Below are 23678 nucleotides of genomic sequence, written 5' to 3'. Positions count from 1 at the left end.
GGCCGCCATCTCCCTGGCGCATGAGACAAGCTGCGCCCGACATGGGATTACCGCCATGCCGAGCGCGATATCAGATGAAGCGGATCAGACCGTACCGGTGGGGGACTCCGCTCTGGGGCTCACCCGTTCTGACTACGTCGATATTTCCAAATCCGAAAGCAACGATGCGATCAGTGCATCCGGAGCCTTAAACCGGCCCCGCCTCAGTTCTGGCGGAACAACCGCCTCGACAGCTTCCAATTTTTCGGACGGGTCCATGCGGAGGTAAACCTCCGTCGTGCGGATATCTGCGTGGCCGAGCCAGAGGGCGACCTTGCGGATGTCGTGGGTCGCCTGCAGCATGACGACTGCGCAGCCGTGCCGAAGCTGATGAGGTGAGACGCGACGGTCGCGAAGCGATACGCAGCTCCCGGCTGCTTTGACGACATACTTGTCGAGGACATACTCGAAGCCGGCACGGGTCATCGGGTCGCCCTGAGCATTGACGAAGAGCTCCGGCACACGGACCTCGCCCCGGACACTTAACCAAGCGCGAATGTCGCGCGCAGTGTCTTTCCAGAGCGGCAGGCAGCGTTCCTTGCGGCCCTTTCCCAGAACTGTCACGCTCGCGCCGTGGCGAAGCGACAGATTTGCCGTCAAAACTCCGATCAATTCTGACACTCGCAAGCCTCCGGCGAAGCAGAGATGCATCATCGCCCGATCACGGATGCCAGATCTCGTCGTAAGGTCGGGTCCGTTAAGAATCGCTCGGACCTCTTCCATTGTCAGATGGCGAATGAGCTTCTGATCGTGGCGTTTGGTCGGGATCGCATGGACCCGCCCGATCTGCTCCAGTGCGGACGGCACCTTGTGCTCGAGGTAGCGCATGAACGCCTTGATGGCGGCGAGCCGCACATTGCGCGTCGATGCGCTGTTGCCGCGATCCTGTTCAATGTGCGCGAGGAAAGCCACGATCATCGGTGCATCGAGGTCTTCGATCCTGAGCAAAGACGGGCGAGTGCCGAGCCGTTTTGCTGCGAAGTTGAACAGCAGCTTGAAGCTGAACGCGTATGTCTCGCAGCTTTGTGGGCTGTAACCTCGCTGTCGAGGCATGTAGTCTCGCAGGAAGCCGGTGATAAGAGGGGCGAGCTTCGTCATGCGGCATTCTCCCCGACCAAAGCCTCTGCCGCCGCGGCGATGTCGGCCATCATTTCCGGCGTCGCCTGAAGATACCAGTATGTATTGTGGATACTGACATGACCCAGGTACGTCGACAGGGCGACGAAGTGCCTGGCAACTGCGCTGCGATCGGCGCCGCATTGTTCCAGCACCCGGGTTGCGAACGTATGACGAAGGTCATGGATGCGTGGCGGTTGACCTCGCTCCGGGGCAATACCCGCTCGTCGCAGCAGGGAGCGGAACGTACAATTGACGGTCGTCGGGTAGAGCTGTCGGTGCTGGACGGATGGGAAGAGCCAATCGCTCTCGCCAGCGCGTTGGCGCCGGATCTCAAGATAGCCTTGGAGCGCTTCGATGACGGTGGCGTGCAGCGGCACTAGGCGGCTCTTGCGGAACTTTGTTTCCCGAATGTGCAAAACGCCATCGGGCAAGATGTCATCGAGCCTGAGTGCAAGAGCTTCGGAGATGCGAAGTCCAGTGGCCGCGATCAGACCGAAGAGCGTGACATAGAGTTCGCGACGCAGCGGATTGGGCTTTTGGAGCCTGAGATTGCCGGCAGTATCGAGGATCCGGGCGATCTCGTCCTTTGTGTAGATGTAGGGCACCGGTCGATTGGTGGCCCGCTTGATATCCGCAGGCGGGATCTCGTGACGCGGATCTTCCGCATGAAGAAAGCGGGCAAACCCGATCAGGTTCGTCAGGCGATGCGCCATGGAGTTCGGCGTTTTAGCAGCCGTCGGCAACCATGTGAGAACCGTTGCAGCCCGAACGTGGCTCTCGCCCCGCTCGGATGCAAAGCGCGCGAACGCCAGAAGATGCCGTTCGGCCTTGATCAGCTTGTAACCGAGCGCTCGACGTAGACTAAGATAGCGACTGACGTCAGCGCTCAGCATGGCAACCTCCCGCCCCAAGGCTGCGCGATTTCCGACAGCAGGCCGATGTCCACCTTAGCGTACAGCGCCGTCGTTGATGGAGAACGGTGGCGCAACACGGCCCCGACTCCGGCAAGGCTTGCGCCGTTACGCAGCATCGCCGTCGCTGCCGAGTGACGCAACACATGTGCACCGCGATGGATGCTTTCAATTCCTGCTCTGTCGAGCGCGCGACGCACGATGCACTTCACGGCAATGCGGCTCAGTGGTCTGATTGGCGCGATATCCGTCAGGAACACTCGCGTCGTCGCAATGCGCGGCCTTGCCCGTTCAATATAGGCCAATATAGCGTCGCCAACCTCCTGGGGCAGCGGCAGCCATTCCTCGCGCCGGACCTTACCGATAAGTGCTATTCGGCCATTCCTCCAGTCAATGTCATCGAAGCTGAGAGTGCTGACTTCGCTTGCCCTGAGGCCCAATCGAGCCAGCAAGAGCATGACAGCGCGATCGCGTAACCGGCTTTCGCCGTCACATGTGGCAAGGAGGCGGTCGATGTCACTTTGCGCAAGAAAGCGCGGCGTCGTCGCCAATTGCCAACTTGCGAAGTTCGGAACCGCGTGCTCCCGACCAGCGGGACATTTTCCCATCGCGACGAGATATTTTAGGTAGGCGCGCGTGGCGACGGTAATACTCTGTGCCCAATGGCGTCGGTGCGGCTTGGCGGACTCGAGCACGAACATGCGGATTGCTGAAGCTGTATAAGCAGCTGGATCTGCACCCAAGGACATCATAAATTTCACGAGGACGGCTTGATAGGTATCAAGAGTGGAAGCCTTGACACCGCGTTGTTCTCGCATCCACCGACGGAAAGTAGCCAATTCAGGCCAGGTTTCGTCCAATGAGGGGCGTTGCTCCGGCGGCAGGATGTCCAGCTCGCGAAGGTATTCGACGAACAGCTTGGCAGCACCCTGTGGCGCACGGGCAGTTCTGTTGCCGTGGAACACTGATGCAGAAGCGCTCAAGCCCGCGGTAAGTGTGTCGACGTCGTGGCCGGCGGCACGTACCCAATCGCCCCACAATGCCAGAAGGCGCACCACCTCCGTTATCGTCGCGGCCGAGTAATTCCGCTGGACAAGCCAGTGCTTGAAGCCGTCGACATGTGGTTGCAGCCAATTGATGCGAACATTGACGCTGCGGCGATGTCTGTACTTTCGCTTTGTCACGCTATTTTCCTCGATTTGATCGTTGGTGCCGGTGAAGTCCGGCGTGTCGAACAAATCGGAGGTTTCAAATCCATTCCAGCGCTAGGCGAGCGACATTCCCGTTCCTTAAACTCCCCGAGAGCCAACAAGGCAGAGGTTGGCATGTTGTCTGCGCCAGGGAGATGGCGGCCGGGTCGACGGGAGGGATGATGGCCCAGGCGGCGGCTAATCATGCGGATGAGACGGCGCCGATCAATCACGTCATTCTGCTGACGGCGCGAAAGCCCCCCATACGGCCTCTCTTTGGGGCTGGTCTGGCACCGGACCGGCCCTGGCCTGCAACGGCTCCGCCGACCTTCTTCCCCCTGACCGCAAGCGGTCATTCCTCGCGAGCCAACAAGCTCGGCTGCCGCCGTCCTTCGCTGATGCTGCGGTCCTGCGGATGCAGTCCGTCCAATCCGTCGCCTCTCGACCGCCATCGAGGCCGCATCGGGCAGCTTCGAACAACCTCAGGAGATACGACAATGGCTCAGATCGGCACCTTCACCCGCGACGAAACCGGCACCTATGCAGGGATCATCAAGACCCTCACCCTCAACGTCAAGGCATCCATCAAGCCCTGCGACCGCGACAACGACCGCGCACCCGACTTCCGGGTCACAGCAACGGGTGTCGAGTTCGGAGCAGGCTGGAGCCGGACAGCCCGCGAAACGGGCGCCGAATACCTCTCGCTCAAGCTCGACGATCCGTCCTTCACGGCGCCCGTCTACGCCTCCCTCGTCCAGGGCGACAAGGGCGAGCACAAGCTCATCTGGTCTCGCTGACCAGAACCAAGGCGCTCCGCTCAAAGCGGGGCGCCCTCATTCGATCACATAGCCCAGCGCGCGATAACCCAATCGTCGCTTTGCGGCCATCCGGGCCAGCACCGGAACGGTGCTGTCGACATAATCGACGACCAGGACGTCCCGCTTGCCGTCATGCTGGCGATGCAGACGGCCGACATACTGCGCCAGAGTTCCCTTCCAGGCGATCGGCATGGTCAGGAACAACGTGTCGAGCCGGGCGTCATCGAAGCCTTCCCCGATATAGCGCCCTATCGCAAGTATCAGACGCTCATCATCGTCTGCGACATTCAACGCCGTGTTGGCTTGCTTGCGATCCTTCGCCGACATGCCACCGCGCAGCACCACCAGATTTTTCACGAACGGCGAGAACTTCTGCTGCAGATAATCGAGGTGATCCTTCCGCTCCGTAAGAAGGATGGGCGAACGTTTTGCCTCGAGGGATTTCAGCACGTCATCGAATATCAGGTCATTTCGGCCTTGGTCCTGCGCAAGGGCCGCATAGATCGCTGGCATTGACGGGCGCTCTGCCGAGACGAGCGACGCTGGCAACTCAAACTTCGTCGAACGGTCGCGGGCACGGTGGCGAATGCCACGCTCGGCAGCTTGAACTCTCGCATCGACCCGATGGCGAACGGGGCCGCATTGCATGAAGATAATCGGATGATGTCCGTCTTTTCGGGCGACCGTCGCTGACAGCCCGACGACATATCGCGCCTTCGATCTGCGAGCGACAAGTTCAAAACTTGCAGCGGACAGATGGTGGCACTCGTCGACAATCAGATGACCGTAATTGCCGACGATGTCATCGACCTCGCCATTCCTAACCAGGCTTTGGATCAGCGCTACATCAATGATCCCTGTCGGCTTCCTTTTCCCGCCACCGATAGTGCCGATCTGCTTTGGGTCGATGCTCAAGAAGGAACTCAGACGCTCAACCCACTGGGTGAGAAGCTCCCTGCGGTGAACAAGAACAAGCGTGTCGCGGCTTCGATGTGCAATGAGTGCAGCTGCGACAACTGTTTTGCCGAAGGCGGTCGTGGCGGCGAGCACGCCGTTATCGTTGACGACAAGAGCATCAAAGGCCCGCGATTGTGGCCGTCGCAGTTCCCCTAGGAACGAGACGCCGACGGGTAGCGCGTCTCCGTCCTCGCGGTGATCCTCCAGAATGGCCGTCGTGCCATGGCTCTTAATGAGCTCAATTGCTTCGTCGAAGCAGCCTCGTGGCAGCGCGACATGGCGTGGATGAAGCTCGGCACAGGAGATGATCCGCGGCTTGCCGAATGTCGGCAATCGCATTGCTTGCGCACGATAGAATTCCGGGTTCTGGAATGCTGCCAGGCGCACGAACTGCGCAATCAGCACGGACGGAAGCTCGGTCCTATCAATGTAAACCTGATCAGCGATCACGACCTTGATGCTTTGCGGGATCGCAGCCTCTATTCGCCGCGGCTCGCTACGACGTGACGGCAACATCTTCCACGGCTCATCGGCATGTTCGTCATCGACTGGCATACGGACGCCCAAGACCCGCCCCGACAATTCGGCTTCGTCGGCAATCCTGAAGACTTCGTCCGCCGATAACCTGGGCAAAGACGACAGGTATGCCCACTGGTCATCGTAGGGTCGTAGGTCGCCATTGACAAAAACGCTGTTGCCATTTTCACGGGCTTTCCTTTGCAGAGGAAGCGCGATCAGATTGCCGAAGCCGCCAAGTGGCATCGTGTCCTGGTTGGGGAAGAAACGGTCGTAAGACGTGAAGCCGATCTCAGGACGGTTTTCCATCGTCTCCGTTATTAGCGCTGCACCCAGTTGACGGGCGATCCTGGCTGGAACGGGTTCTGAGAAGAATATCCAGACATGGCCACCGTTTCCAGACCTCGACCGTTCGAGGGCAGCGGAAATTCCTTTTGCACGGCAAGTGGCCAGCAGAGCTCTGGTGTCGTCTACCCAGCTTTCCTTGTCGAAGTCAGCAGCAAGGAACCAGCATGTCTCGTCCTGCAGCAATGGATATACGCCGGCAACAAAGTCGCTTGAACGGGCATCTCCGCCACGAAGGTGCTTTTCGATGATATCCTCGGAATATGGGATGAACGCCTGATGCGGGCAGTCCCCACATTTCACCTTCGGCTTGCCGCAGATTCCTTTCGCCCACTCATTAGAACAGGCCGGTGAATAGCCGGAGCGTCCGTCCTTCTTGTTGTTCCAGCGAACCGGAAAGACGTCGGGACGTCCGGCAAACAGCTGCCGGAACAACTGCACCTTTTCCACTGACGGTGAGCTGTTTGTCACAGGAGCGTCTGCGAAGACCGGCTTATCTGCGTGGGCCTGGCTATCGGAAATCAGCTGCTGCTTAAATGCTTCCAGCTCACGCTCAAGCGCCATCTGCTCGTCACTCAGTTCGGCTAACCGCCGTCGAATGCGAGCAATGTTCTCCCAAGCATCATTCTTTTCCGCCAACTTTGCAGCTTTCGCCTAACTGATCGTGGGTATCAGCATAGGCCAAACGCGTCCCTATTTTAAGACGCACTATCCATCACCGCCTCCGGGATTATGCGGAGCAGGATCCGCCGAAATCATCGGCAAATACAGCATTCAGCGACCGGCACTCCGCATAATCACCGTCTCAGCATAATCGACGTTTTGCGGTGCACCGCAAAACGTCGAGCTGGGCGCCGCCTGGCAGAAGCGCTCCGAGCAAACTGACCGCGGCTACCTCTCGGTCAAGCTGGACGACCCGAGCTTCCCCGCTCCGATCTATGCCACGCTGGCCGAAGTCGAAGGCGAAGACGGCCTGCAACTGATCTGGTCACGCCCTAACCGCGACTAGGATCTCGAGGCTCCGTCCATTGGGCGGGGCCTCCTCCCCGGATTTGTGAAGCCGGAGCCGGGCGTCGAGCCCACCTTCGGCTTTTTGGTGGCATACGGAAACTGGGGATAGCTGCTCAGATCGGTCGAGGATGCCGGGCCGGAATGACGGCGTCAAGGACGAGCGGTTCCCCCAATTTCGCGCCGCCGCCTGTGGCGCCAACACGAAATCGGCTCCCCCACTCGCCGCCGTTGGCGGTCGCATCCGCGATCCCTGACCCCGCCATCCCGTCCCGCCTTGCGATGTCGTCTTTCACGAACTCAAGGAGATGAGACCATGACGATCGAACAGCATATCGAAGAACTGCGGGCAGAGCTGAACAACGCATGCGATGCGGCCGAGCGCCGCCAGATCGAGGGCGAGCTTGAACTTGCACGGGCCGAGCTCGCCGTGCAACTCGCCGAGCAGGTCGGTGCCATCGAGGCCGACCCGCCCTTCTGAGGCGGCTTCCCTTCTCATTTCAGAGCCGAGCTCCGTTCGGCAATCACCGCCCCCGATTCCAGCGCTTTCCGCCTGAGGAGCACCGCGCCGTCGCATCTCTCCTTTCGACACAGCTGTCATCTACGTCAGGGGATGTTGCAGCCCTTGCGTCACGCCGCAACCTTGCGCCGCCAGAATTTTCCCCGCCGCATGCGGCTCCTCGCGCGATCAAAATTCAGGCGGCTCCAGGTTCTCCGCTCGCGCTTCGGCCGTTCCGGTGCGGCCTTCCTTCGAGGTCTGCTTTCGATCCCCGCGATACCACCAATTCGAAAGGAGAACCTACCATGCAACAACTCACAAAGTTCCTCGCAGCCACGGGCCGCCGGCTCCGCAATCTCGGCAAGGTGATCAGTCACTTCTTGCGCAAGGGAAAGCTCGGCCTGAAGCTCGCAATCAAGATCCCGTTCTTCGTCGAGATCGAGGTTTCGTTCGAGACCGACTGGGACCGGCGCAAATGACGCAAGGGTCGCCACGGCGACTCTTTTTCACTGCTATCTCCCGCCGGTAGCCCTGCTATTAGCGCATAGCGCGATCGTTGGCCGGCCTCGGTCGGTAGCCACGTGTTCTCTTTTGCCGCGTTAGATCGAGGAACAGGCTGACCGCCTCTTCCTCCCGTTGGAAATGGTGGACCTTTGTCTGCCCTGACGTTCCTATCCTTCCCCACCTTCGCGTCAGACAAGTTTCCCCGAACAAGGAAACCGAAATCTGCATAGCGTAGAAACGAGCCATGTTCCTGGCTGGATCCGATCGTTCGACATAGAGCTGGTAGGGTTGCGAAATCATAGCGGCATGATCGTCACACAGCGCCGCCACGTCCAACGACATATGTGAATCCTACAGGTGCGACCGATTCATTTTCGTGAAGAATGGCGCTCGGGCGAGGCGCCGATGGCGCGCGGCTCTAGTCGCGCTGCGACCGGAGCCCGCACGCGGTCTCCGCCCAGCCGGGTGACGATCCTCTCGCAGCAAGAAGCATGCCTCTGCCAAACATCATTGTCCGCAGACAGCCAGAGCCTCCCATGGCCATCGCAGATGGCAAGCGGTCGCGTCCCTTCAGGACGCGGTTCTATCTCTCTCTGACGTCCCATTTTGCACCCGCCGTTCCGGCGTCAAGGACATCACGGCCCCTCCAATTTTCCCTGCGCCGCAAGCGGCACAGAGAAAATCGGTTCCTCCGCTCGCCGCACGGCGGCCGCGATCCGCGGTACCTGACCCCTCACGGCTACGGTGCAGACACCTTTCGTCAGAAACGAAAAGGAGACCCTGATGACAACGTATCAAATCACTCAGCCGGTTGGAGACGGCCAGAAGCTCCCGGATCAACAGCCGGACAGGCTGGAAAGTTTGCGCGGAAATTTCGATGCGGAGGTGCATCTTCCCGCCGATATTTCGCGCGAGTTTCTGTCTGCGGCGCTGCTTTGGGCAATCGACAACAAGGTCGATTTCGCTCTGTTCCACGAAGCCGACGAGATTATCATTGCGCACTTCGGCGGTGACGAGATCTACCTCCCATCCCGGTGGTCCGACAAACGATGGCACATCGGCCTTGAGGACAAAGAGCCTTTCGACCCGGGCGATTGAGGTCGAGACCAGAGGCGGTTTTCCGCCTCTGGTCTTCGCCTTCCGCATGAGCCATTCCAGCCGGATCGACCGGCCGCAGCGGCTATGAAAGGGGGCTCTGCCGCCCCTCTCAACTCACCCCATGAAGGAAGGGCAATGCCCCTCCTTCAAACTTCCTCCCATGGAGAAAGGGGACGGTTCCCTCCTCCCTTTCCCCAAACCCCTATCCCTCTCCCGTGGAGGAAAGGTGATGATGGCTGTCACCCGCCCTGGCACCAACCGTGTCGGGCACCATCCCACGATCGGGCGAGCCCTTCGTTGATCAGGACATCGCCCAGTGAATTGCCAGCGCGAGATACGGTCCGAAGTTTCCGTCCATACTTGTCCTCGTCACGCAACTCGGTCGACAGCGAGAATTTTCCCGCGTTGAGCAGCGTCAGCAGGCGGGATTTTGCCGCCTCGCCTTTGATCCGTTCTGTCTCGCAGCGGGGCGGGCTGAGTTCAGGCGTATCGATATCCGCGATGCGGATCTTCTGGCCCTTGAACCAGAAGGTGTCGCCATCGACGACGCAGTTCGTCCGATGGCTGTCGCCGCACAACACGAATGGCGCAGACAGCGTATCTTGCCCCGGTGTTTTGGCGAAGGCTGCGATGCTGTCGAGATGGCCGCTGCGATCGAGATACAGCCAACCGGCGGCGCCGATCACCACGGCCCAGACAATCGCGGTCGGAATGCCTCTGCCGCGATGGGGACGGTGACGACCCGGCGTCGAGCGCGACGCATTGAAGCCGGCGCGATTGTTCGCGACCTTCCGATCTTTCCTGAACGGTATGACGTTCTTTTGCACCAAGCTTTTATCCCTCTTCGCCGACAGACGTTACAGTCGGTTTGGGTTCATCGGCGTTTACCGCTGGCTTCGAATTCGAACCTTCCCTCTCCCTTCCGCCCATCGAATGAAACCGGTTCTCGCCGACGCAGACCCTCATATCAGCCCGCCGGAACCAGATGGCGCGGCCGCATCTGAGCGGCGCGTTGCCGGCCGTGAAGACGATCTGTTCGTCCGCCCGCATGCGCAGGACTTCGTGCGGCTGAATCAGCGGTCGAGCCGCGAGTTGCTTCGAGCGCGTTCGCGACGATCCCCTTGCCTGGAAGCTTTGACTCACCTGGTCGATTTCGACCGTGGTCATGCCGCAGCGTTTAGAGATGTACTCGGCAGTCTCCGGATCGTTGATCGCGGCGAACGAAATCCAGCTAGCACTCTCAAACCATTTGCTTGCTGCGTCGCGGCCGCCATAGGTCTCACGCATCTGGCCGATCGACTGATAGATCATCGTCAGCATGATCCCGTATTTGCGGCCGGCGTCCCGTGCGGTCTCTATGATCCGCATATAGCCCAGGCGCGCGACCTCATCGAGGAGAAACAGCGCGCGCCCATTGAGCTGTCCGTCGCGATTGTAGATCGCGTTGAGAAACGAGCCGATGATGACTCGCGCAAGACCCGAATGGGTCTCCAACGTCTTGAGGTCGATGTTGATGAAGACGTCGGTGTTTCCCGCCGCGACGTCGCTGGTCGAGAATTTTTTTCCTGACACGAGGGCGGCATAGTTCGGATAGGAAAGCCAGTGCGTTTCCTTGACCCCATTGGCATAGACGCCGCTGAATGTTTCCGGGGTCATGTTGACGAAGGCGGCGACGTTTTCCTTGACGAAATCCGAGCTCGAATTGTCGTAGATGTCTTGCAACCGCTTGCGCAATGTCGGTTCCGGTTCCGAGAGGTTCATGCGCACCTGCCGAAGCGTCTGCTCCGTCTCATCCGTGTGGCCGGAAAGGCAGACATCGGCGATGAGCGCCGTGAGCAACTGCAGCGCCGATGCGCGGAAGAAGTCGTCACGGACACCGCGCGCGCCGCCGCTGTCGCTCATGATCCATGATGCGACCGAGGCAATATCCTCTTCCTTCGTTCCGCCGAAACGGCCGACCCAGTCCAGGACGTTAAAGCCGACGTCCGGCTTCTTGGGATCGAGGACGAACACGTCCCTCCCCGCTTCGCCGCGATGCGCGGAGACCATCGGTGCGACTTCGTTCGATGGATCGAGCACGATCAGCGTGCCGCCCCATTTGAGCGCCGTTGGGATCGTCACTGACGTCGTCTTGAAACCGCCGGAACCTGCAAAGACGATCCCGTGCGACGAACCAAACGAGCCATCGAAGCACAACAGCGGCGACTTGCCGCCGGCGCCCCAGGTCTCCGCGCTATCGGCTCGAAACGCTCGGGCACCGACACTGTCTTTGTCGACGCGATAGCGCTCACCGATGACGATGCCACCAGCATCGGGAAACAACTTGGCCGCCTCTGTGAGCTTCATCCAGTCCGCTTCGCCATGGAGCGCTCGCTTGCCCTGAATGCGCTTCGGTTCGACCCTTACGAATGCCGCATTGCCGATGAGCGCCACGCGGAGTGCGAAGCAGGCACATAGTAGCGCCGCACTCGCTCCGATCGACGTTGCCGGATCGAGAAAGGCCAAGACCGTCTTGTCGGCGGGCACCGTCTTCGTGAAAGCGGAAAGGCGCATTGTTTCGCGGACTGCTGCGACCAGGATTGTCCCACTCGATCCCGCGACGACGCCCCAACCTGCCTGTTTGATGTTGATCGAGCCGGCGGTCGCGAACAGCAACAGAACTCCGATCGCCGAACTGGCCACATAGGGCAAGGCTATGCCCGCCCGCCCCCATGCCAGTTGTGTGGCCTCGGTCTTTCCGAAGCCTGAAAGCCACTGCTCGATCCCGGTCATTCCGATGACGACCAGGATCATCAACGTCCCTGGCACGACGACGAGCGCAATCCTATTGATCGTCATTGCCGAAGGCCTCCACGCCGATTGCGGTCAGCCTGGACCGCTCACCCTCGTCGCCTTTGATCCGGCGGGCGGCATCGAGAAGCACGCCCAGCAACAGCGCGCGCTTCTCGTAGCGCAGCCCGGCTTTGACGATCAGGCCGCCGAGCTCGATCTTTTCGCGCGTGTCCTTCTTGCGGGTGTCGGATGTCATCGTCCTCGCCATGCGTTCAAGCCTCGCGATCGCCGCCCGCAGCCGCGCCAGACGTGTCCGCCGCGGTGGACGCTTGTCCACTGCTGCCGCCGGCGCCCTTCTTCCCTCCGGTCGTAGCGCCCTGCCCTCCGCGAAATCGCTTGGCCACATGCTCAAACGCTGCCTGAAGTTCCGCCTCGTCGATTTCGATCTCGCCAAGGCCCGCCTTGAGCGCGATCCGGCCGATGCGTTCCGCTTCCCTGGTCTCGGCGATCTTGAGCTGTTCCTGCAGCTTGGCGATTTCGTCACGGATTTTCGAGGATGGTTTCTTCATGTCCGATCGTCTCCTGGGTGAGAAAGCTTGTCTTTCGAACCCAGTTTCCGGAACTTAAGTAGCGAACGCACTACTGTGAATCCTACAATCGCCAAGGGTGATGCTTTCGGGAATGATCCCGGCCGTTCCGAAGGAGCGGCTTCCAAGGGCGCAATTATACGTCGCTGGCGCGACGTGTTGCTGAGAGAGCCTGGTGGCGCCGCCACTCCCAACGAACCCATTGATTTCGTTCGCAACCGGGAGAGAACTCCGCCGTGGCCGTCCCTCACTTCTCCGTCAGCATCGTCGCCCGTGGCTCCGGCCGCAGCGCCGTCCTGTCGGCGGCCTACCGGCACTGCGCCAAGATGGAGTTTGAGCGGGAAGCCCGGACGATCGACTACACCCGTAAGCAGGGGCTCCTGCATGAGGAGTTCGTGATCCCTGCCGACGCGCCGGAATGGGTGCGCAGCATGATTGCCGATCGCTCGGTCGCCGGCGCGTCCGAGGCCTTCTGGAACAATGTGGAGGGCTTCGAGAAGCGATCCGACGCGCAGCTCGCCAAGGACGTCACCATAGCCCTGCCAATCGAGCTGACGGTCGGGCAGAACATTGCGCTTATTCGGGATTTCGTGGAGCGGCACATCACTTCGAAGGGCATGGTCGCGGACTGGGTCTATCACGATGCGCCTGGTAATCCGCATGTGCATCTGATGACGACATTGCGGCCACTCGTCGAAGACGGGTTCGGTTCGAAGAAGGTCGTGGTTCTCGCCCCGGACGGCAAGCCGATCCGCAATGACGCCGGCAAGATCGTCTATCAGCTTTGGGCTGGAAGCACGGCCGATTTCAACGCGTTTCGCAACGGCTGGTTTGCCTGCCAGAACAAACATCTGGCGCTTGCTGGCTTGGATATCCGCATCGATGGCCGTTCCTTCGAAAAGCAAGGTATTCTGCTTGAGCCGACCATTCACCTCGGCGTCGGCGCCAAAGCCATCGAGCGCAAGGCGCAGCAATCCGACCACAAGTCGGAGACCTCGACTCCCAAACTCGAACGCATCGAGCGTCAGGAGGAGCGCCGCGGCGAGAACGCCCGCCGCATCCAGCGCCGTCCGGAGATCGTGCTCGACCTGATTACGCGGGAGAAGAGCGTCTTCGATGAACGCGATGTTGCGAAGGTGTTGTATCGCTATATCGACGATGTCGTTCTGTTCCAAAGTCTGATGGTCCGCATTTTGCAAAGTCCGGAAGCGCTCCGGCTCGAACGCGAGCGGATCAACTTTGCGACTGGTATTCGGACACCCGCGAAGTACACGACGCGGGAGATGATCCGGCTTGAAGCCGAGATGGTCAACCGGGCTGTCTGGCTGTCCGGCCGCGACTCTCATGGCGTGCGCGAAGCGACGCTGGAGATGACTCTTTCGCGCCATGCCCGTCTGTCGGATGAGCAGCGAACGGCGATCGAACATGTCGCCGGGGCCACGCGGATTTCCGCTGTCGTCGGCCGCGCCGGCGCCGGCAAGACGACGATGATGAAGGCGGCGCGCGAGGCGTGGGAAACGGCCGGCTATCGCGTGGTCGGCGGAGCCTTGGCTGGCAAAGCCGCCGAAGGTTTGGAGAAGGAAGCCGGCATCGTTTCCCGCACGCTGTCGTCGTGGGAGCTTCGCTGGAACCAGGGTCGCAACCAGCTCGGCGACAAGACCGTCTTCGTGTTGGACGAGGCGGGCATGGTGTCGTCACGGCAGATGGCGCTGTTCGTCGAAGCCGTAACCAAGGCCGGCGCCAAACTCGTGCTCGTCGGCGATCCGGAACAGCTTCAGCCGATCGAAGCGGGTGCCGCCTTCCGCGCGATTGCCGATCGCATCGGCTATGCCGAACTCGAGACCATTTATCGTCAGCGCCAGCAATGGATGCGCGACGCCTCGCTCGATCTCGCTCGTGGCAATGTCCGCAAGGCTGTCGATGCCTACACCGCCCATGGTCGAATGATTGGTTTGAGACTGAAAGACCAAGCCGTCGAAAGCCTGATCGCAGCTTGGGACCGCGACTACGACCCTTCGAAGAGCAGCCTGATCCTCGCACACCTTCGCCGCGACGTCCGAATGCTCAATGATATGGCGCGCGCCAAGCTGGTCGAGCGCGGCGTCGTCGCAGACGGATTTGCGTTCAAGACCGAGGACGGAACCCGCATGTTCGCGACCGGCGACCAGATCGTGTTCCTCAAGAACGAGGGCAGCCTTGGCGTCAAGAACGGCATGCTCGCAAAGGTGCTTGAAGCCGCACCTGGCCGGATCGTTGCGGAGATTGGTGACGGCGAGCACCGCCGCCAGATCACGATCGAGCAGCGCTTCTATAACAGCCTCGATCACGGCTATGCGACGACGATCCACAAGAGCCAGGGCGCGACGGTCGACCGGGTGAAGGTGCTTGCTTCCCTCTCGTTGGACCGGCATCTCACCTATGTGGCCATGACGCGCCATCGTGAGGATCTCGCCGTCTACTACGGCAGTCGCTCCTTCGCCAAATCCGGCGGCCTCATCCCGATCCTGTCGCGCCGAAACGCCAAGGAGACGACCCTCGATTACGAGAAGGCGTCGTTCTACGGCCAAGCGCTGCGCTTCGCGGAAGCGCGGGGCCTTCATCTTGTCAACGTCGCCCGCACCATCGCACACGATCGCCTCCAATGGGCCGTCCGGCAAAAACAGAAACTTGCCGACCTCGGCGCCCGTCTAGCCGCCATCGGTGCGGCACTCGGACTGGTCCGCGGCAGCAACAAACATTCCATCCCGGACACAATCAAGGAGGCCAAGCCCATGGTATCAGGCATCACCACCTTCCCGAAATCGCTCGACCAGGCTGTCGAGGATAAGCTCGCCGCCGATCCCGGCCTCAAGACGCAATGGGAGGACGTCTCGACGCGCTTCCATCTCGTCTACGCGCAGCCGGAAGCCGCCTTCAAGGCGATCAATGTCGACGCCATGGTCAAGGACCCGTCGGTCGCGCAGTCCACCCTGGCAAGGATTGCCGGCGAGCCAGAGAGCTTTGGCGCGCTCAAGGGCAAGACCGGACTTCTTGCCAGCCGTGGCGACAAGCAGGACCGTGAAAAAGCGGTCGCCAACGTGCCGGCGCTCGCCCGAAATCTTGAACGCTATCTTCGTGAGCGGGCCGAGGCTGAATTGAAACATGAGACGGAGGAGCGCGCGGTCCGGCTCAAGGTTTCGGTCGACATCCCGGCGCTCTCACCATCTGCCAAACAAACGCTCGAACGCGTTCGTGATGCGATCGATCGCAACGATCTCCCGGCTGGCCTCGAATACGCGCTCGCCGACAAAATGGTGAAGGCAGAACTCGAAGGTTTTGCAAAGGCGGTTTCCGCCCGTTTCGGGGAACGGACCTTCCTGCCTCTGGCTGCGAAAGACACTGATGGCAAGACTTTCGAGACCGTCACAGCAGGCATGACGGCCGGTCAGAAGGCGGAGGTCCAGTCTGCGTGGAATTCCATGCGGACGGTCCAGCAACTGGCTGCTCATGAACGAACGACCGAAGCGCTCAAGCAGGCTGAGACGCTGCGTCAAACGAAGAGCCAAGGGCTCTCGCTGAAATGACGGTGGGAGCTGGAACGCGCCGGGCGATGACCGCGCAGCAACGACGAGCCGTTGTGGTTCTGTCGATGGCGGCGGTGGCCGCCATCCTGCTGGTGATGACTGCCGTCGCCGGCGGCTACCGCATCAATCTGACACCGAGCGAGCCACTCGGCCTGTGGCGCATTATCTCGCTTCATCGACCGGCAGCAGTCGACGACCTCCTGTTCATCTGCCCGCCGGAAACGGCGGCGATGCGGGCAGCGAGGGCACGAGGGTATTTCCGTTCTGGTTCCTGCCCGGGCGGCGTCGCACCGTTGATCAAGACAGTGATCGCCGTCGCAGGACAGCGTGTCGAAATCGGCGTCAACGTGAGCGTGGATGGGCGGGTGGTTTCCTCATCCAGTCTCGCACTACGAGATGGAAAAGGCCGGCCGTTGTCGCCCTTTCCGAGCGGCATTGTACCGCCAGGATATGTCTTCCTGCATTCCGCATTCCCCGGCTCCTATGACTCCCGATATTTTGGCCCGGTGCCGATCTCCGGCATTGTCGGGCTGGCGCAGGAGGTGTTCACCTATGTGCCGTGATGACCTTCGGCCGGCGCTGCTGATATTCGCTGCGATCGCGATCGGCGTGGTGGGCTGGAGCGGCCATGTGTTGCTTCTACCCGTCGCGCTGGGGTTTCCGCTTCTGTGGTCGATCTCGCGAACGAGATTTGTGGCGGCGCTTGTCTCCGCCGGATATTTCCTGGCAGCAGCACGCGGTTTGCCGCAAGGCGTAGCGGCGTTCTATTCGTCGGACATCTGGCCGGGCCTTCTGCTCTGGCTGTGTGCGTCTTTGAGCTTCGTTGCCGTGCATACGGTCCTCTGGACGAAGAACAGTAGAGTTCGGCCGTTTCGCTATCTTCTGGCGGCCGTCATCATGGCGATCCCGCCCTTCGGTGTCACGGGCTGGGCTCATCCAGTTTCGGCTGCGGGTGCTCTGTTCCCGGGATTGGGATGGTGGGGCCTTGGCTTTATGACAGCTGGCCTTGCTTGCCTCGTAACCCGCATTTGGCCAGCTGTCGCCATCACCTTTGCAGGCCTTTGGCTGTGGTCCGCCGCGATCTGGACCGATCCGAAACTACCGGAAGGCTGGCGCGGCGTCGATCTGGAATTGGGCGCTTCGCTCGGCCGTGAGGCCGGTCTTCAACGCCAGCGTGACATGATCGCAACGGTGCGGAATGTGGCCAGCGATGGCTCACGCTTTGTGGTGCTGCCGGAAACTGCGCTCGGTTTCTGGACACCGACCGTGGCGCGGCTTTGGACGAGCGCGTCCGGTGATACCGATGCGACGGTCATCGCCGGCGCAACGGTGCTCGATGCCGCCGGCTACGACAATGTCCTCGTCGCGATCGACCGGAGGGGCGGAAGCATCCTCTATCGCGAACGTATGCCGGTTCCCGGTTCGATGTGGCAACCGTGGCGGTCCTGGTTCGGGGAAAGTGGCGGCGCAAGGGCGGATTTCTTTGCGAACCCGGTCGTCCCGATCGGTACCAGCCGGGCAGCACCGCTGATCTGCTACGAGCAACTGATCGTTTGGCCGATCCTCCAGTCCATGCTCCACGAACCCGATCTCGTCGTTGCCGTCGGAAACGGATGGTGGACCGAAGGGACGTCGATCGTCGCCATTCAGCGCGCCGCTGCCATCGCATGGGCAAAGCTCTTCGCAAAACCGCTTGTTATTGCCTTCAACACCTGACCGCCTAGGAGACACCATGCTCGACGCCGCCCTGATAAAGGAATGCGCAGACCCTTCCCTCAAGCCCGCGATCGTCAAGCAGTTCGTGATGGCAGCGGGCTCGGATGATCCCCTCGCCGTTACCGTCAAATCGGGCGGCCGATTGATACTCGTTCCGGAAAGCGGCATCGGCCGAGGAGGCGATGGCGATCGTACGGCAATATGCTGGTCAGGCGGTGGTTCGCGTTGGGCTGACGCAGTTTCCCGCTGGGGTTGGAGTTAAGGAAGCGACCGATCTGAAGCCCGATTTGGTCGACCCCTGCCAGAACCTTCGCAAAGGCACGGCAATGTTTGCCAAGGTCCTCAGGATCGTTGCGAAATGGTATGGCAACCCCACGAGCAAAGACGTCTTCCCGCAGATTTTTGAGGATGCGGTTTACGCATGGAAAACCGGTGAGTTCGAGGGCGTGGGCGTGTTTCAGGCGGAGGATCCGGGAACACCGGTTGGTGTTTCGCAGCAAAGTAGAGAGAAGATCCCCGCCGAGGAGGAGGAGGACGTTGACGCGAAGGCAAGAGAGGAGCAGCCAGAGGCGGAGCAGGATGCTGGGCGCGCGGGGATACGGATCGATCTGTCGCGCATTGGTGGTCAGCAATAGCATTGAGTTCAAGGCGGAATCTTAGTTTGAGTCCAAGGCATAAAATTAGTGTGACTCAAACGCATTAAAGTAGCGCGCTTCTAAAGCGCGAAACTAGTGTGATTAAAGTGCAGAATATTAGTGTTTGTCAAAGGCGTCAAATTAGTGCAACAACAATGCACGGACGTAGTGGTCCACTACTCACACACCGTCGCCGGAGGCCAACATGGCGAAGCCCCACGAACTGCTCGCGACATCCCTGGCTGAGCTCAGGGGGTGACGCAGAACGGCACCCGGTCGGTGGTGAAATCCGAGGAACTCAGCCGTGTTCACCGGGAACGGCTCCAGGACAATGGCTTCCTCGAGGAAATCATGAGGGGCTGGCTGGCGGTGAACTCGCGACCGTCCGCCAATAACAGGATCGATGCCGCCTGGAGCACGGTCTACTGGGAGTTTGTTGCCAGATACCTGGATGACCGCTTTGCCGACGAATGGCGGCTCTCCGCGGAGGCATCTGTGGCTTTGTGGTCCGAAAACCATTCCATTCCTGCGCAGGTTATCGTCAGAAGTCCGAAGGCGAACAATCAGCTTGTGAAACTACCGAGCAATACGTCGCTCTATCTGCTGCGCTCAAAGGAAAACGAGCCCGCCGAGACGAGAGAACGATTGAGATTGATGCCGATGGAGGAGGCGATCTGCAATCTGTCGCCGGAGTCGTGGAGAACGTCAGCGACCGATGTCATCGCGGTCATTGGTTCAATCCGTGGAACAAGCACGCTGCTTCAATACCTCCTGGACGGCGGCCGGAGCCACGTTGGCGGTCGCATCGCGGGAGCCCTACGCCATCTCGGCAGGACAAGGGACGCGGACACGATCATCAAGACCCTGGAATCGGCCGGCTACAACCCGCACGAGGACAACCCTTTCGACCCGACGGTCGATCTGGTCACGCTGGATGCGAGACGAACTCAGGCGCCGTCCGCTACACGGATCAAGAACCTCTGGGCGAAAATGGGGAAAGACGCCCTCAATCACATCGGATTCGAGCAAGTGCGTATCAACGACCGGGACGGATATATCTCGGACATTGATGAGCGCTATGTGGCAGACGCCCTGAACTCGCTTTCGATCGAGGGTTACGAGGTGTCGGAAGAGCTGATCCGGAGGGTACAGGACGGTCAATGGAAACCGGACGAGGACGCGCAGGACTACGAGACCAAGAACGCACTCGCCGCCAAGGGATACAGATTGGCCTTTGAGGAGGTGCGCGATGACATCAGGAAGATCCTTGATGGAGCACCTACCGGCGAACTGCTCGAGGCACGGCACCAGGATTGGTTCCGAGCCATGTTCAGCCCTTCGGTAACCGCGGGTATCATCAAGGCGCACCAACTCGCGGGTTACCGATCACACAATGTGTATCTGCGGGGATCCTCGCATGTCCCTTTACCGCCGCATGCAATCGCCGACGCCATGGACGCACTGTTCGAGAGCATTTCGGAGGAATCCGATGCGCGCGTGAAGGCAATCCTCGCCCCGTTCCTATTCACCTATATCCACCCATTCCCGGACGGGAACGGACGCACGGCGCGCTTTATTATGAATGCGCTTCTTGCCGAGAGCGGAGCGCCGTGGACCGTCATACCTGTTGCGCGCCGTGACGAGTACATGAACGCCCTGGAAGAGGCGAGCCAGCACGAAAACATCGTGCCTCTCACGAACTTTGTCTCCGAGCTGGTTAATGCGCCAGCACCATCCACGCAAGCCGCTGCTGGCCGGAAAGATAACTAGAGCAAGGGCAAACCCGGCTACGTTTTTGCCATTGGCCTCGAGGCCGGCCATGACATCGAACCAAGAGCCAACGCGCACGTCTTTCATTTCGTCACAAGCTCGGCAGGTTCGACACCCAGTACCTCCGCGATCTGTCCAACGACGGTGAGGGTCGCAGACATTTCGGCGCGCTCGATCGCACCGATATGGCGCGTACTGAGGCCCGTACGGTGCGCCAATTCCTCCTGCGTCAGTTGTTTGCCATGACGTATTCGACGCAAATTCATCGCCATGACCTCGTTGAGATCCATGACGTGAGCGGAACCTGAATCGGAACTATTGTTCTAGGAACTATAGTTCCGATCCGTTCCTGCATGTGATATTGGTCGTCCAGCTATCATGAGTTCCTTTGGGATAAGGCCAAATGATCATCGGCAAGACAGGTCGTGCAGTTATGACCCAAACGATATAATGCTCACCAGAATTTTGTTTTCGAGCGGAATTGAAGAAATAAAGGGAAACGGATGAACGACGTGGACTCATCCGAGAGGAACGAGGAAGCAAAACCGATGGGATCGCGCTTCCGTTCAATGGAAAAGTCGGAATTGGAAAAGCTTGCGGTTTCTGCAATCCGCGAACACCGCCGCCTTCTCGCCGCCGACGAGGCAGTCTATGAGGAGTGGACCCGCGCGACGGCTGACCAGTCGGTTTCCAGCGCCGTCCTCAAGAGCCTGCAGGACGAGCATATGGCGCGTCAGAAGAAATCCGAAGCCCAGCAGGAAGCGCTTTCAGACATCATCGACGCCCTTGGCTATGTCCCTGACGTGCCCTTGGACGGCGATGAATGATATCAAACCAGACCGTGATCTTTTGCGATCGCGACGAGTTGCGGAACGGTCGCCGCCTCGAGCTTTTCGCGCGCTTTATCGAGGTAGTGCTGCACTGTCCTCGGGTTGATTCCCGTCAACATCGCGGTCTCTGGGGCGCTTTTGCCCTTTGCCGCCCACATCAGGCACATGGCTTCTCTTGGTGAAAGCAACCGTTTCGGGGCCACAATCGTCGTCGCAGCGATGATCTTCAGGCGGTAGTGGATCGCCAGGACCGCCCGGATTGCTTTTTGCAGAATCCTGCAGTTTTGAAACGTCAGCCGTCTGCGCTGAGGATGCAAACGTTAGCATCATCGTGGAGCCGAAACTTCCTTCGACGGGTATCGTCACCCCACTTCGAATGCCGTGATCGATCGCCTGGTCCCGAAAACGCCTGAGTTCGGAGGCCCCACGAGCGGGCCAATCGTCGGCCGTCCACGAAAAGATTTCCATGCGGGTCTTCGCTTCCCACACGACCGGGTCGATGCGGGAATACTGGCTTTCGAGATAAACATCCTGCCATTCCTCCGGATAGGAGTTGAATGTGCGGATTTCCAATCCTTCAGTTTGCAGATACGCAAAACGCTCGAAGCCACATGCGTGCGCAAATGTCTTCAGAGCACTTTTGATCATTCGTTCGTCGTGCGCGGCTTCTGTCATATCGATGAGAGAGCGAAGGTCACCGTCCACTGACTTTCTCCTGTCTTCTAGCGCAGCTGCGGCCTCCCCACCCGTCGCGCCGTTCAAGCGCGCGAGATACATGGTGACACCGTTCGGCCAGTCGGAGCCACACGGGACATCGGGCTATGGCTGCGAATTCTCTGTCCCCGTTCGTTTCCGGTGAAAACGCTGTTGCCTCGTATGCGAAGCATATCCACGGTCGTTGCAACTGATAGGTCTACTCACCTCTACCGAGTATTCAAGTCCTCGCGAGCTAAAATATGACAATTTGAGGAGAGATTTTAGTCGCACTGCCCGCACGGAATAGCCCGCCCGCGCGGCGAAATAGCGGAAATCTGAGGTTCCTGAGCTGGTTACCGGCCGCTGTAGGTAGAGGGAAAGATAATGTCCTGATCGACCAGGACATTGAACTTGTAGCCCGGCCGGATGCGAATCGTCGGCTGAACGTTCAGGTTCTTCGAGATCGTCTCTTCCGCTACACGGCCGAATGACTCAGCAAAATTCCGTCGTGCTGCATCCGAGGCCGTGTCCTGCGTCGCGAGCGTCGAACTCTCAGGCATCGACATATCGATACCCGTCCCAATGATGGCCACCAGGGCCGCAGAACCGAACGTCCTCCAAAGATGGCGGTCGACCTTGTCCTGGAAGCCGCCATACCCTTCGGCGTCCGTGCCCGCCATACCACCGATCTGCAGGGTAGACCCATTCGGAAAAATGAGGTCCGTCCAGACGACGAGTACACGTTCCTGACCGAATGAGACCTTGGAATCGTAGCGACCAAACAGCTTTGCGCCCTGCGGGATGAGAAGGCGATAGCCTGTTGCGCTGTCGTAGACATTCTGGCTGACCTGAGCGGTGATGCGCCCAGGCAGGTCGGAATTGAGGCCGGTGATCAATGTCGCCGGGATGACCGAGCCGCGCTTCAATTCATTGGGTGACATCTGCGGCACGACCTGGTTTGGCAGGTAGCCGAGATCCTTGATGTCCTGATTGAAAAAATCCTCTTTCGACGTCTGCCCGTTCTGATCGACGTTCTCCCCCATCAAGCCTGATTTCATGGCTGCGGCATAAAGGTCTGAGGCGCTGTTCGCAGCGACATTTGTCGGCTGACGATCGGTGGTATTGCTAGAGTTTGCTGCCTTCTCGACATCGGAAATGTCTACCTTTAGCGGTGAATCAAGCGCCGTCGAACGAGCCTGGAGACGCGCCATCCGTTGCCGTTGCGCCTCGCGCATATATTGCTCATCCTGCTCCCGTTTCAGGCGCGCCTTCCACTCTTCTTCTGACTCGAGCCTTTGTCGACGGTCTTGTCGCTCCTCCGGTCGGCGCTCGACGACCGGCTCGTGCTTTTCTTCTTTCTCCATGACGACGGGTGTCGGCTGAAACACCTCCTGCTTTTCTGGGTCACCGATAATGCCATCCGTGACACCCCGCTTCAGCTGGTCGCCGAAACTGGTCGCAGGGCTGTTGGAAGCACTCTCGATGTCGCCACGATTGAATGAAAGCCCGCGCAGCGAAAGACCGATCACAACGACGCCGACGAACACCACGATGACGATGATGGCGACGATGATAGGCAGGCGGTTGAGCCGGCGCATGCCCTGCTGATCGTCGGCTTGGCTCGACGTGCCAAGCTGGAGCGACTGGACCATGTTAATCTCCGTCAGTTGCGCTGCATGATCGAAAGGGGACTGGCCGGCGTCGCGCCGGACGCCGTCGGCGTGTAAACGCGGCCAAGAGCGATGGAAGGTGTCGAGACCTGCACCAGCACCTGTCCGTCGAAGCCCTCGATTGCATAGGCAAGTTCGACCGGCTTGACGTCTTTGGCGACTTTGCCGTCCGTGACGACCGTGTAGCCCCACCCCTTCAGGGCCGCCTCGAGGGCGGATGCGAACTCCGATGTGTCCGTCTCCATTTTGATCGTGGTCGTAGCACCGGCCGGGCCGATCTGTTCAGCCAGACGACTTGCCATGTCGCCCGCGATGGCGCTTGCAGCCGGTCCGGTGACGGCCGTAGGCGTGGAACTGGTGGTCAGTGCGTCGTCCGCCGTTTGGCAGCCGGAGAGCAGCGCGACCGCGATGAAAAACGCGAGAAGCCTCAGCATG

The 23678-nt window shown here is 60.0% G+C and carries 21 protein-coding genes and 3 pseudogenes; 11 read left to right on the top strand and 13 right to left on the bottom strand.

Annotation, left to right across the window (positions count from 1 at the left end):
• Window positions 1-132: 132 nt before the first annotated feature.
• The 3 genes from RBH10_RS24410 to RBH10_RS24400 are packed head-to-tail and all read right to left on the bottom strand — an operon-like array spanning window position 133 to window position 3307.
• Entirely contained in the window at window positions 133-1137 is a 1005-nt protein-coding gene (locus RBH10_RS24410) for a tyrosine-type recombinase/integrase (protein ID WP_046797782.1), read from the bottom strand.
• Complete coding sequence (locus tag RBH10_RS24405; RefSeq protein WP_046797783.1) at window positions 1134-2051, bottom strand: tyrosine-type recombinase/integrase; 918 nt, start codon at window positions 2049-2051, stop codon at window positions 1134-1136. Before RBH10_RS24405 ends, RBH10_RS24410 begins: the two co-directional genes overlap by 4 nt.
• Complete coding sequence (locus tag RBH10_RS24400; protein WP_281039748.1) at window positions 2045-3307, bottom strand: tyrosine-type recombinase/integrase; 1263 nt, start codon at window positions 3305-3307, stop codon at window positions 2045-2047. Before RBH10_RS24400 ends, RBH10_RS24405 begins: the two co-directional genes overlap by 7 nt.
• 449 nt (window positions 3308-3756) lie before the next feature.
• Here RBH10_RS24400 and RBH10_RS24395 point away from each other — a divergent pair, with 449 nt between their 5' ends.
• Window positions 3757-4056, top strand: a complete 300-nt coding sequence (locus tag RBH10_RS24395; RefSeq protein WP_047525429.1) for a DUF736 domain-containing protein — start codon at window positions 3757-3759, stop codon at window positions 4054-4056.
• A 36-nt stretch (window positions 4057-4092) separates the two neighbouring features.
• On the opposite strand, the gene RBH10_RS24390 is transcribed toward RBH10_RS24395, so the two are convergent.
• Window positions 4093-6534, bottom strand: a complete 2442-nt coding sequence (locus RBH10_RS24390) for a DEAD/DEAH box helicase family protein (RefSeq protein ID WP_047525793.1) — start codon at window positions 6532-6534, stop codon at window positions 4093-4095.
• A gap of 199 nt (window positions 6535-6733) precedes the next feature.
• Here RBH10_RS24390 and RBH10_RS24385 point away from each other — a divergent pair.
• The 3 genes and pseudogenes from RBH10_RS24385 to RBH10_RS24375 form a co-directional block, all read left to right on the top strand.
• A pseudogene (locus RBH10_RS24385) lies at window positions 6734-6904 on the top strand (DUF736 domain-containing protein); the annotation flags it as partial.
• 315 nt (window positions 6905-7219) lie between these two features.
• Window positions 7220-7384: a hypothetical protein gene (locus tag RBH10_RS24380; protein WP_281039585.1), complete on the top strand. Its 165-nt coding sequence runs from the start codon at window positions 7220-7222 to the stop codon at window positions 7382-7384.
• Window positions 7385-7707: 323 nt separating this feature from the next.
• The gene (locus tag RBH10_RS24375) at window positions 7708-7881 is read left to right on the top strand and encodes a hypothetical protein (protein ID WP_281039584.1); all 174 of its coding nucleotides are present in this window, start codon (window positions 7708-7710) and stop codon (window positions 7879-7881) included.
• A gap of 58 nt (window positions 7882-7939) precedes the next feature.
• Here RBH10_RS24375 and RBH10_RS24900 read toward each other — a convergent pair whose 3' ends face one another.
• Window positions 7940-8248 carry a WGR domain-containing protein gene (locus tag RBH10_RS24900; RefSeq protein WP_372339812.1) on the bottom strand — a complete coding sequence of 103 codons (309 nt, stop codon included), beginning with the start codon at window positions 8246-8248 and terminating at the stop codon, window positions 7940-7942.
• A gap of 441 nt (window positions 8249-8689) precedes the next feature.
• Here RBH10_RS24900 and RBH10_RS24365 point away from each other — a divergent pair, with 441 nt between their 5' ends.
• Window positions 8690-9004 carry a hypothetical protein gene (locus RBH10_RS24365; RefSeq protein WP_281039583.1) on the top strand — a complete coding sequence of 105 codons (315 nt, stop codon included), beginning with the start codon at window positions 8690-8692 and terminating at the stop codon, window positions 9002-9004.
• A gap of 239 nt (window positions 9005-9243) precedes the next feature.
• On the opposite strand, the gene RBH10_RS24360 is transcribed toward RBH10_RS24365, so the two are convergent.
• From RBH10_RS24360 to traC, 4 genes are all read right to left on the bottom strand, one after another.
• Window positions 9244-9669: a thermonuclease family protein gene (locus tag RBH10_RS24360; RefSeq protein ID WP_372339814.1), complete on the bottom strand. Its 426-nt coding sequence runs from the start codon at window positions 9667-9669 to the stop codon at window positions 9244-9246.
• A gap of 169 nt (window positions 9670-9838) precedes the next feature.
• On the bottom strand, window positions 9839-11842 hold the full coding sequence (gene traG / locus RBH10_RS24355) for a Ti-type conjugative transfer system protein TraG (protein ID WP_281039582.1): 2004 nt from the start codon (window positions 11840-11842) through the stop codon (window positions 9839-9841).
• Window positions 11829-12044 carry a type IV conjugative transfer system coupling protein TraD gene (traD, locus tag RBH10_RS24350; protein WP_042475001.1) on the bottom strand — a complete coding sequence of 72 codons (216 nt, stop codon included), beginning with the start codon at window positions 12042-12044 and terminating at the stop codon, window positions 11829-11831. Before traD ends, traG begins: the two co-directional genes overlap by 14 nt.
• 4 nt (window positions 12045-12048) lie before the next feature.
• Window positions 12049-12345, bottom strand: coding sequence for a conjugal transfer protein TraC (gene traC / locus RBH10_RS24345; protein ID WP_281039581.1), 297 nt, complete (start codon window positions 12343-12345; stop codon window positions 12049-12051).
• 254 nt (window positions 12346-12599) lie between these two features.
• Here traC and traA point away from each other — a divergent pair, with 254 nt between their 5' ends.
• The 5 genes and pseudogenes from traA (at window position 12600) to RBH10_RS24320 (ending at window position 20047) form a co-directional block, all read left to right on the top strand.
• Window positions 12600-15926, top strand: a complete 3327-nt coding sequence (gene traA / locus RBH10_RS24340) for a Ti-type conjugative transfer relaxase TraA (RefSeq protein ID WP_281039580.1) — start codon at window positions 12600-12602, stop codon at window positions 15924-15926.
• A complete protein-coding gene (traF, locus tag RBH10_RS24335; RefSeq protein WP_281039579.1) occupies window positions 15923-16489 on the top strand; it encodes a conjugative transfer signal peptidase TraF in 567 nt (188 codons plus the stop codon). Before traA ends, traF begins: the two co-directional genes overlap by 4 nt.
• Window positions 16479-17642, top strand: a complete 1164-nt coding sequence (locus tag RBH10_RS24330; RefSeq protein ID WP_281039578.1) for a conjugal transfer protein TraB — start codon at window positions 16479-16481, stop codon at window positions 17640-17642. Before traF ends, RBH10_RS24330 begins: the two co-directional genes overlap by 11 nt.
• Before the next feature lie 16 nt (window positions 17643-17658).
• A pseudogene (locus tag RBH10_RS24325) lies at window positions 17659-18277 on the top strand (TraH family protein).
• Between the two features lie 255 nt (window positions 18278-18532).
• On the top strand, window positions 18533-20047 hold the full coding sequence (locus tag RBH10_RS24320) for a Fic family protein (RefSeq protein ID WP_306180996.1): 1515 nt from the start codon (window positions 18533-18535) through the stop codon (window positions 20045-20047).
• 83 nt (window positions 20048-20130) lie between these two features.
• Here RBH10_RS24320 and RBH10_RS24315 read toward each other — a convergent pair whose 3' ends face one another.
• Window positions 20131-20337: a helix-turn-helix domain-containing protein gene (locus RBH10_RS24315; RefSeq protein ID WP_062653296.1), complete on the bottom strand. Its 207-nt coding sequence runs from the start codon at window positions 20335-20337 to the stop codon at window positions 20131-20133.
• Window positions 20338-20550: 213 nt separating this feature from the next.
• Here RBH10_RS24315 and RBH10_RS24310 point away from each other — a divergent pair, with 213 nt between their 5' ends.
• On the top strand, window positions 20551-20874 hold the full coding sequence (locus RBH10_RS24310; RefSeq protein WP_281039575.1) for a transcriptional repressor TraM: 324 nt from the start codon (window positions 20551-20553) through the stop codon (window positions 20872-20874).
• Window positions 20875-20876: 2 nt separating this feature from the next.
• Here the strand turns inward: RBH10_RS24310 and RBH10_RS24305 are convergent.
• The 3 genes and pseudogenes from RBH10_RS24305 to trbH all read right to left on the bottom strand — a co-directional run bounded on the left by RBH10_RS24305 (window position 20877) and on the right by trbH (window position 23677).
• Window positions 20877-21582 (bottom strand): annotated as a pseudogene (locus RBH10_RS24305) (autoinducer binding domain-containing protein).
• Between the two features lie 344 nt (window positions 21583-21926).
• Entirely contained in the window at window positions 21927-23225 is a 1299-nt protein-coding gene (gene trbI, locus RBH10_RS24300) for an IncP-type conjugal transfer protein TrbI (RefSeq protein ID WP_281039573.1), read from the bottom strand.
• A gap of 11 nt (window positions 23226-23236) precedes the next feature.
• On the bottom strand, window positions 23237-23677 hold the full coding sequence (gene trbH / locus RBH10_RS24295) for a conjugal transfer protein TrbH (protein ID WP_281039572.1): 441 nt from the start codon (window positions 23675-23677) through the stop codon (window positions 23237-23239).
• Window position 23678: the final 1 nt, after the last annotated feature.

Origin of the sequence: Rhizobium sp. AN73, from assembly GCF_030757975.1 — a bacterium.
GTDB classification, from domain to species: domain Bacteria; phylum Pseudomonadota; class Alphaproteobacteria; order Rhizobiales; family Rhizobiaceae; genus Agrobacterium; species Agrobacterium arsenijevicii.
The sequence above is the reverse complement of the archived record's forward strand: the minus strand, read 5'-3'. Positions and strand labels throughout refer to the sequence as shown.

What these genes read in the sequence shown, in the direction of transcription:
- RBH10_RS24380 (WP_281039585.1), top strand. Translation starts at nt 7,220, where the DNA reads ATGACGATCGAACAGCATATCGAAGAACTGCGGGCAGAGCTGAACAAC.
- RBH10_RS24330 (WP_281039578.1), top strand. Translation starts at nt 16,479, where the DNA reads ATGTGCCGTGATGACCTTCGGCCGGCGCTGCTGATATTCGCTGCGATC.
- traG (WP_281039582.1), bottom strand. Translation starts at nt 11,842, where the DNA reads ATGACGATCAATAGGATTGCGCTCGTCGTCGTGCCAGGGACGTTGATG.
- traD (WP_042475001.1), bottom strand. Translation starts at nt 12,044, where the DNA reads ATGGCGAGGACGATGACATCCGACACCCGCAAGAAGGACACGCGCGAA.
- trbH (WP_281039572.1), bottom strand. Translation starts at nt 23,677, where the DNA reads ATGCTGAGGCTTCTCGCGTTTTTCATCGCGGTCGCGCTGCTCTCCGGC.
- trbI (WP_281039573.1), bottom strand. Translation starts at nt 23,225, where the DNA reads ATGGTCCAGTCGCTCCAGCTTGGCACGTCGAGCCAAGCCGACGATCAG.
- RBH10_RS24310 (WP_281039575.1), top strand. Translation starts at nt 20,551, where the DNA reads ATGAACGACGTGGACTCATCCGAGAGGAACGAGGAAGCAAAACCGATG.
- traC (WP_281039581.1), bottom strand. Translation starts at nt 12,345, where the DNA reads ATGAAGAAACCATCCTCGAAAATCCGTGACGAAATCGCCAAGCTGCAG.
- RBH10_RS24365 (WP_281039583.1), top strand. Translation starts at nt 8,690, where the DNA reads ATGACAACGTATCAAATCACTCAGCCGGTTGGAGACGGCCAGAAGCTC.
- RBH10_RS24375 (WP_281039584.1), top strand. Translation starts at nt 7,708, where the DNA reads ATGCAACAACTCACAAAGTTCCTCGCAGCCACGGGCCGCCGGCTCCGC.
- traF (WP_281039579.1), top strand. Translation starts at nt 15,923, where the DNA reads ATGACGGTGGGAGCTGGAACGCGCCGGGCGATGACCGCGCAGCAACGA.
- RBH10_RS24410 (WP_046797782.1), bottom strand. Translation starts at nt 1,137, where the DNA reads ATGACGAAGCTCGCCCCTCTTATCACCGGCTTCCTGCGAGACTACATG.
- RBH10_RS24900 (WP_372339812.1), bottom strand. Translation starts at nt 8,248, where the DNA reads ATGTCGTTGGACGTGGCGGCGCTGTGTGACGATCATGCCGCTATGATT.
- RBH10_RS24395 (WP_047525429.1), top strand. Translation starts at nt 3,757, where the DNA reads ATGGCTCAGATCGGCACCTTCACCCGCGACGAAACCGGCACCTATGCA.
- RBH10_RS24315 (WP_062653296.1), bottom strand. Translation starts at nt 20,337, where the DNA reads ATGGATCTCAACGAGGTCATGGCGATGAATTTGCGTCGAATACGTCAT.
- RBH10_RS24405 (WP_046797783.1), bottom strand. Translation starts at nt 2,051, where the DNA reads ATGCTGAGCGCTGACGTCAGTCGCTATCTTAGTCTACGTCGAGCGCTC.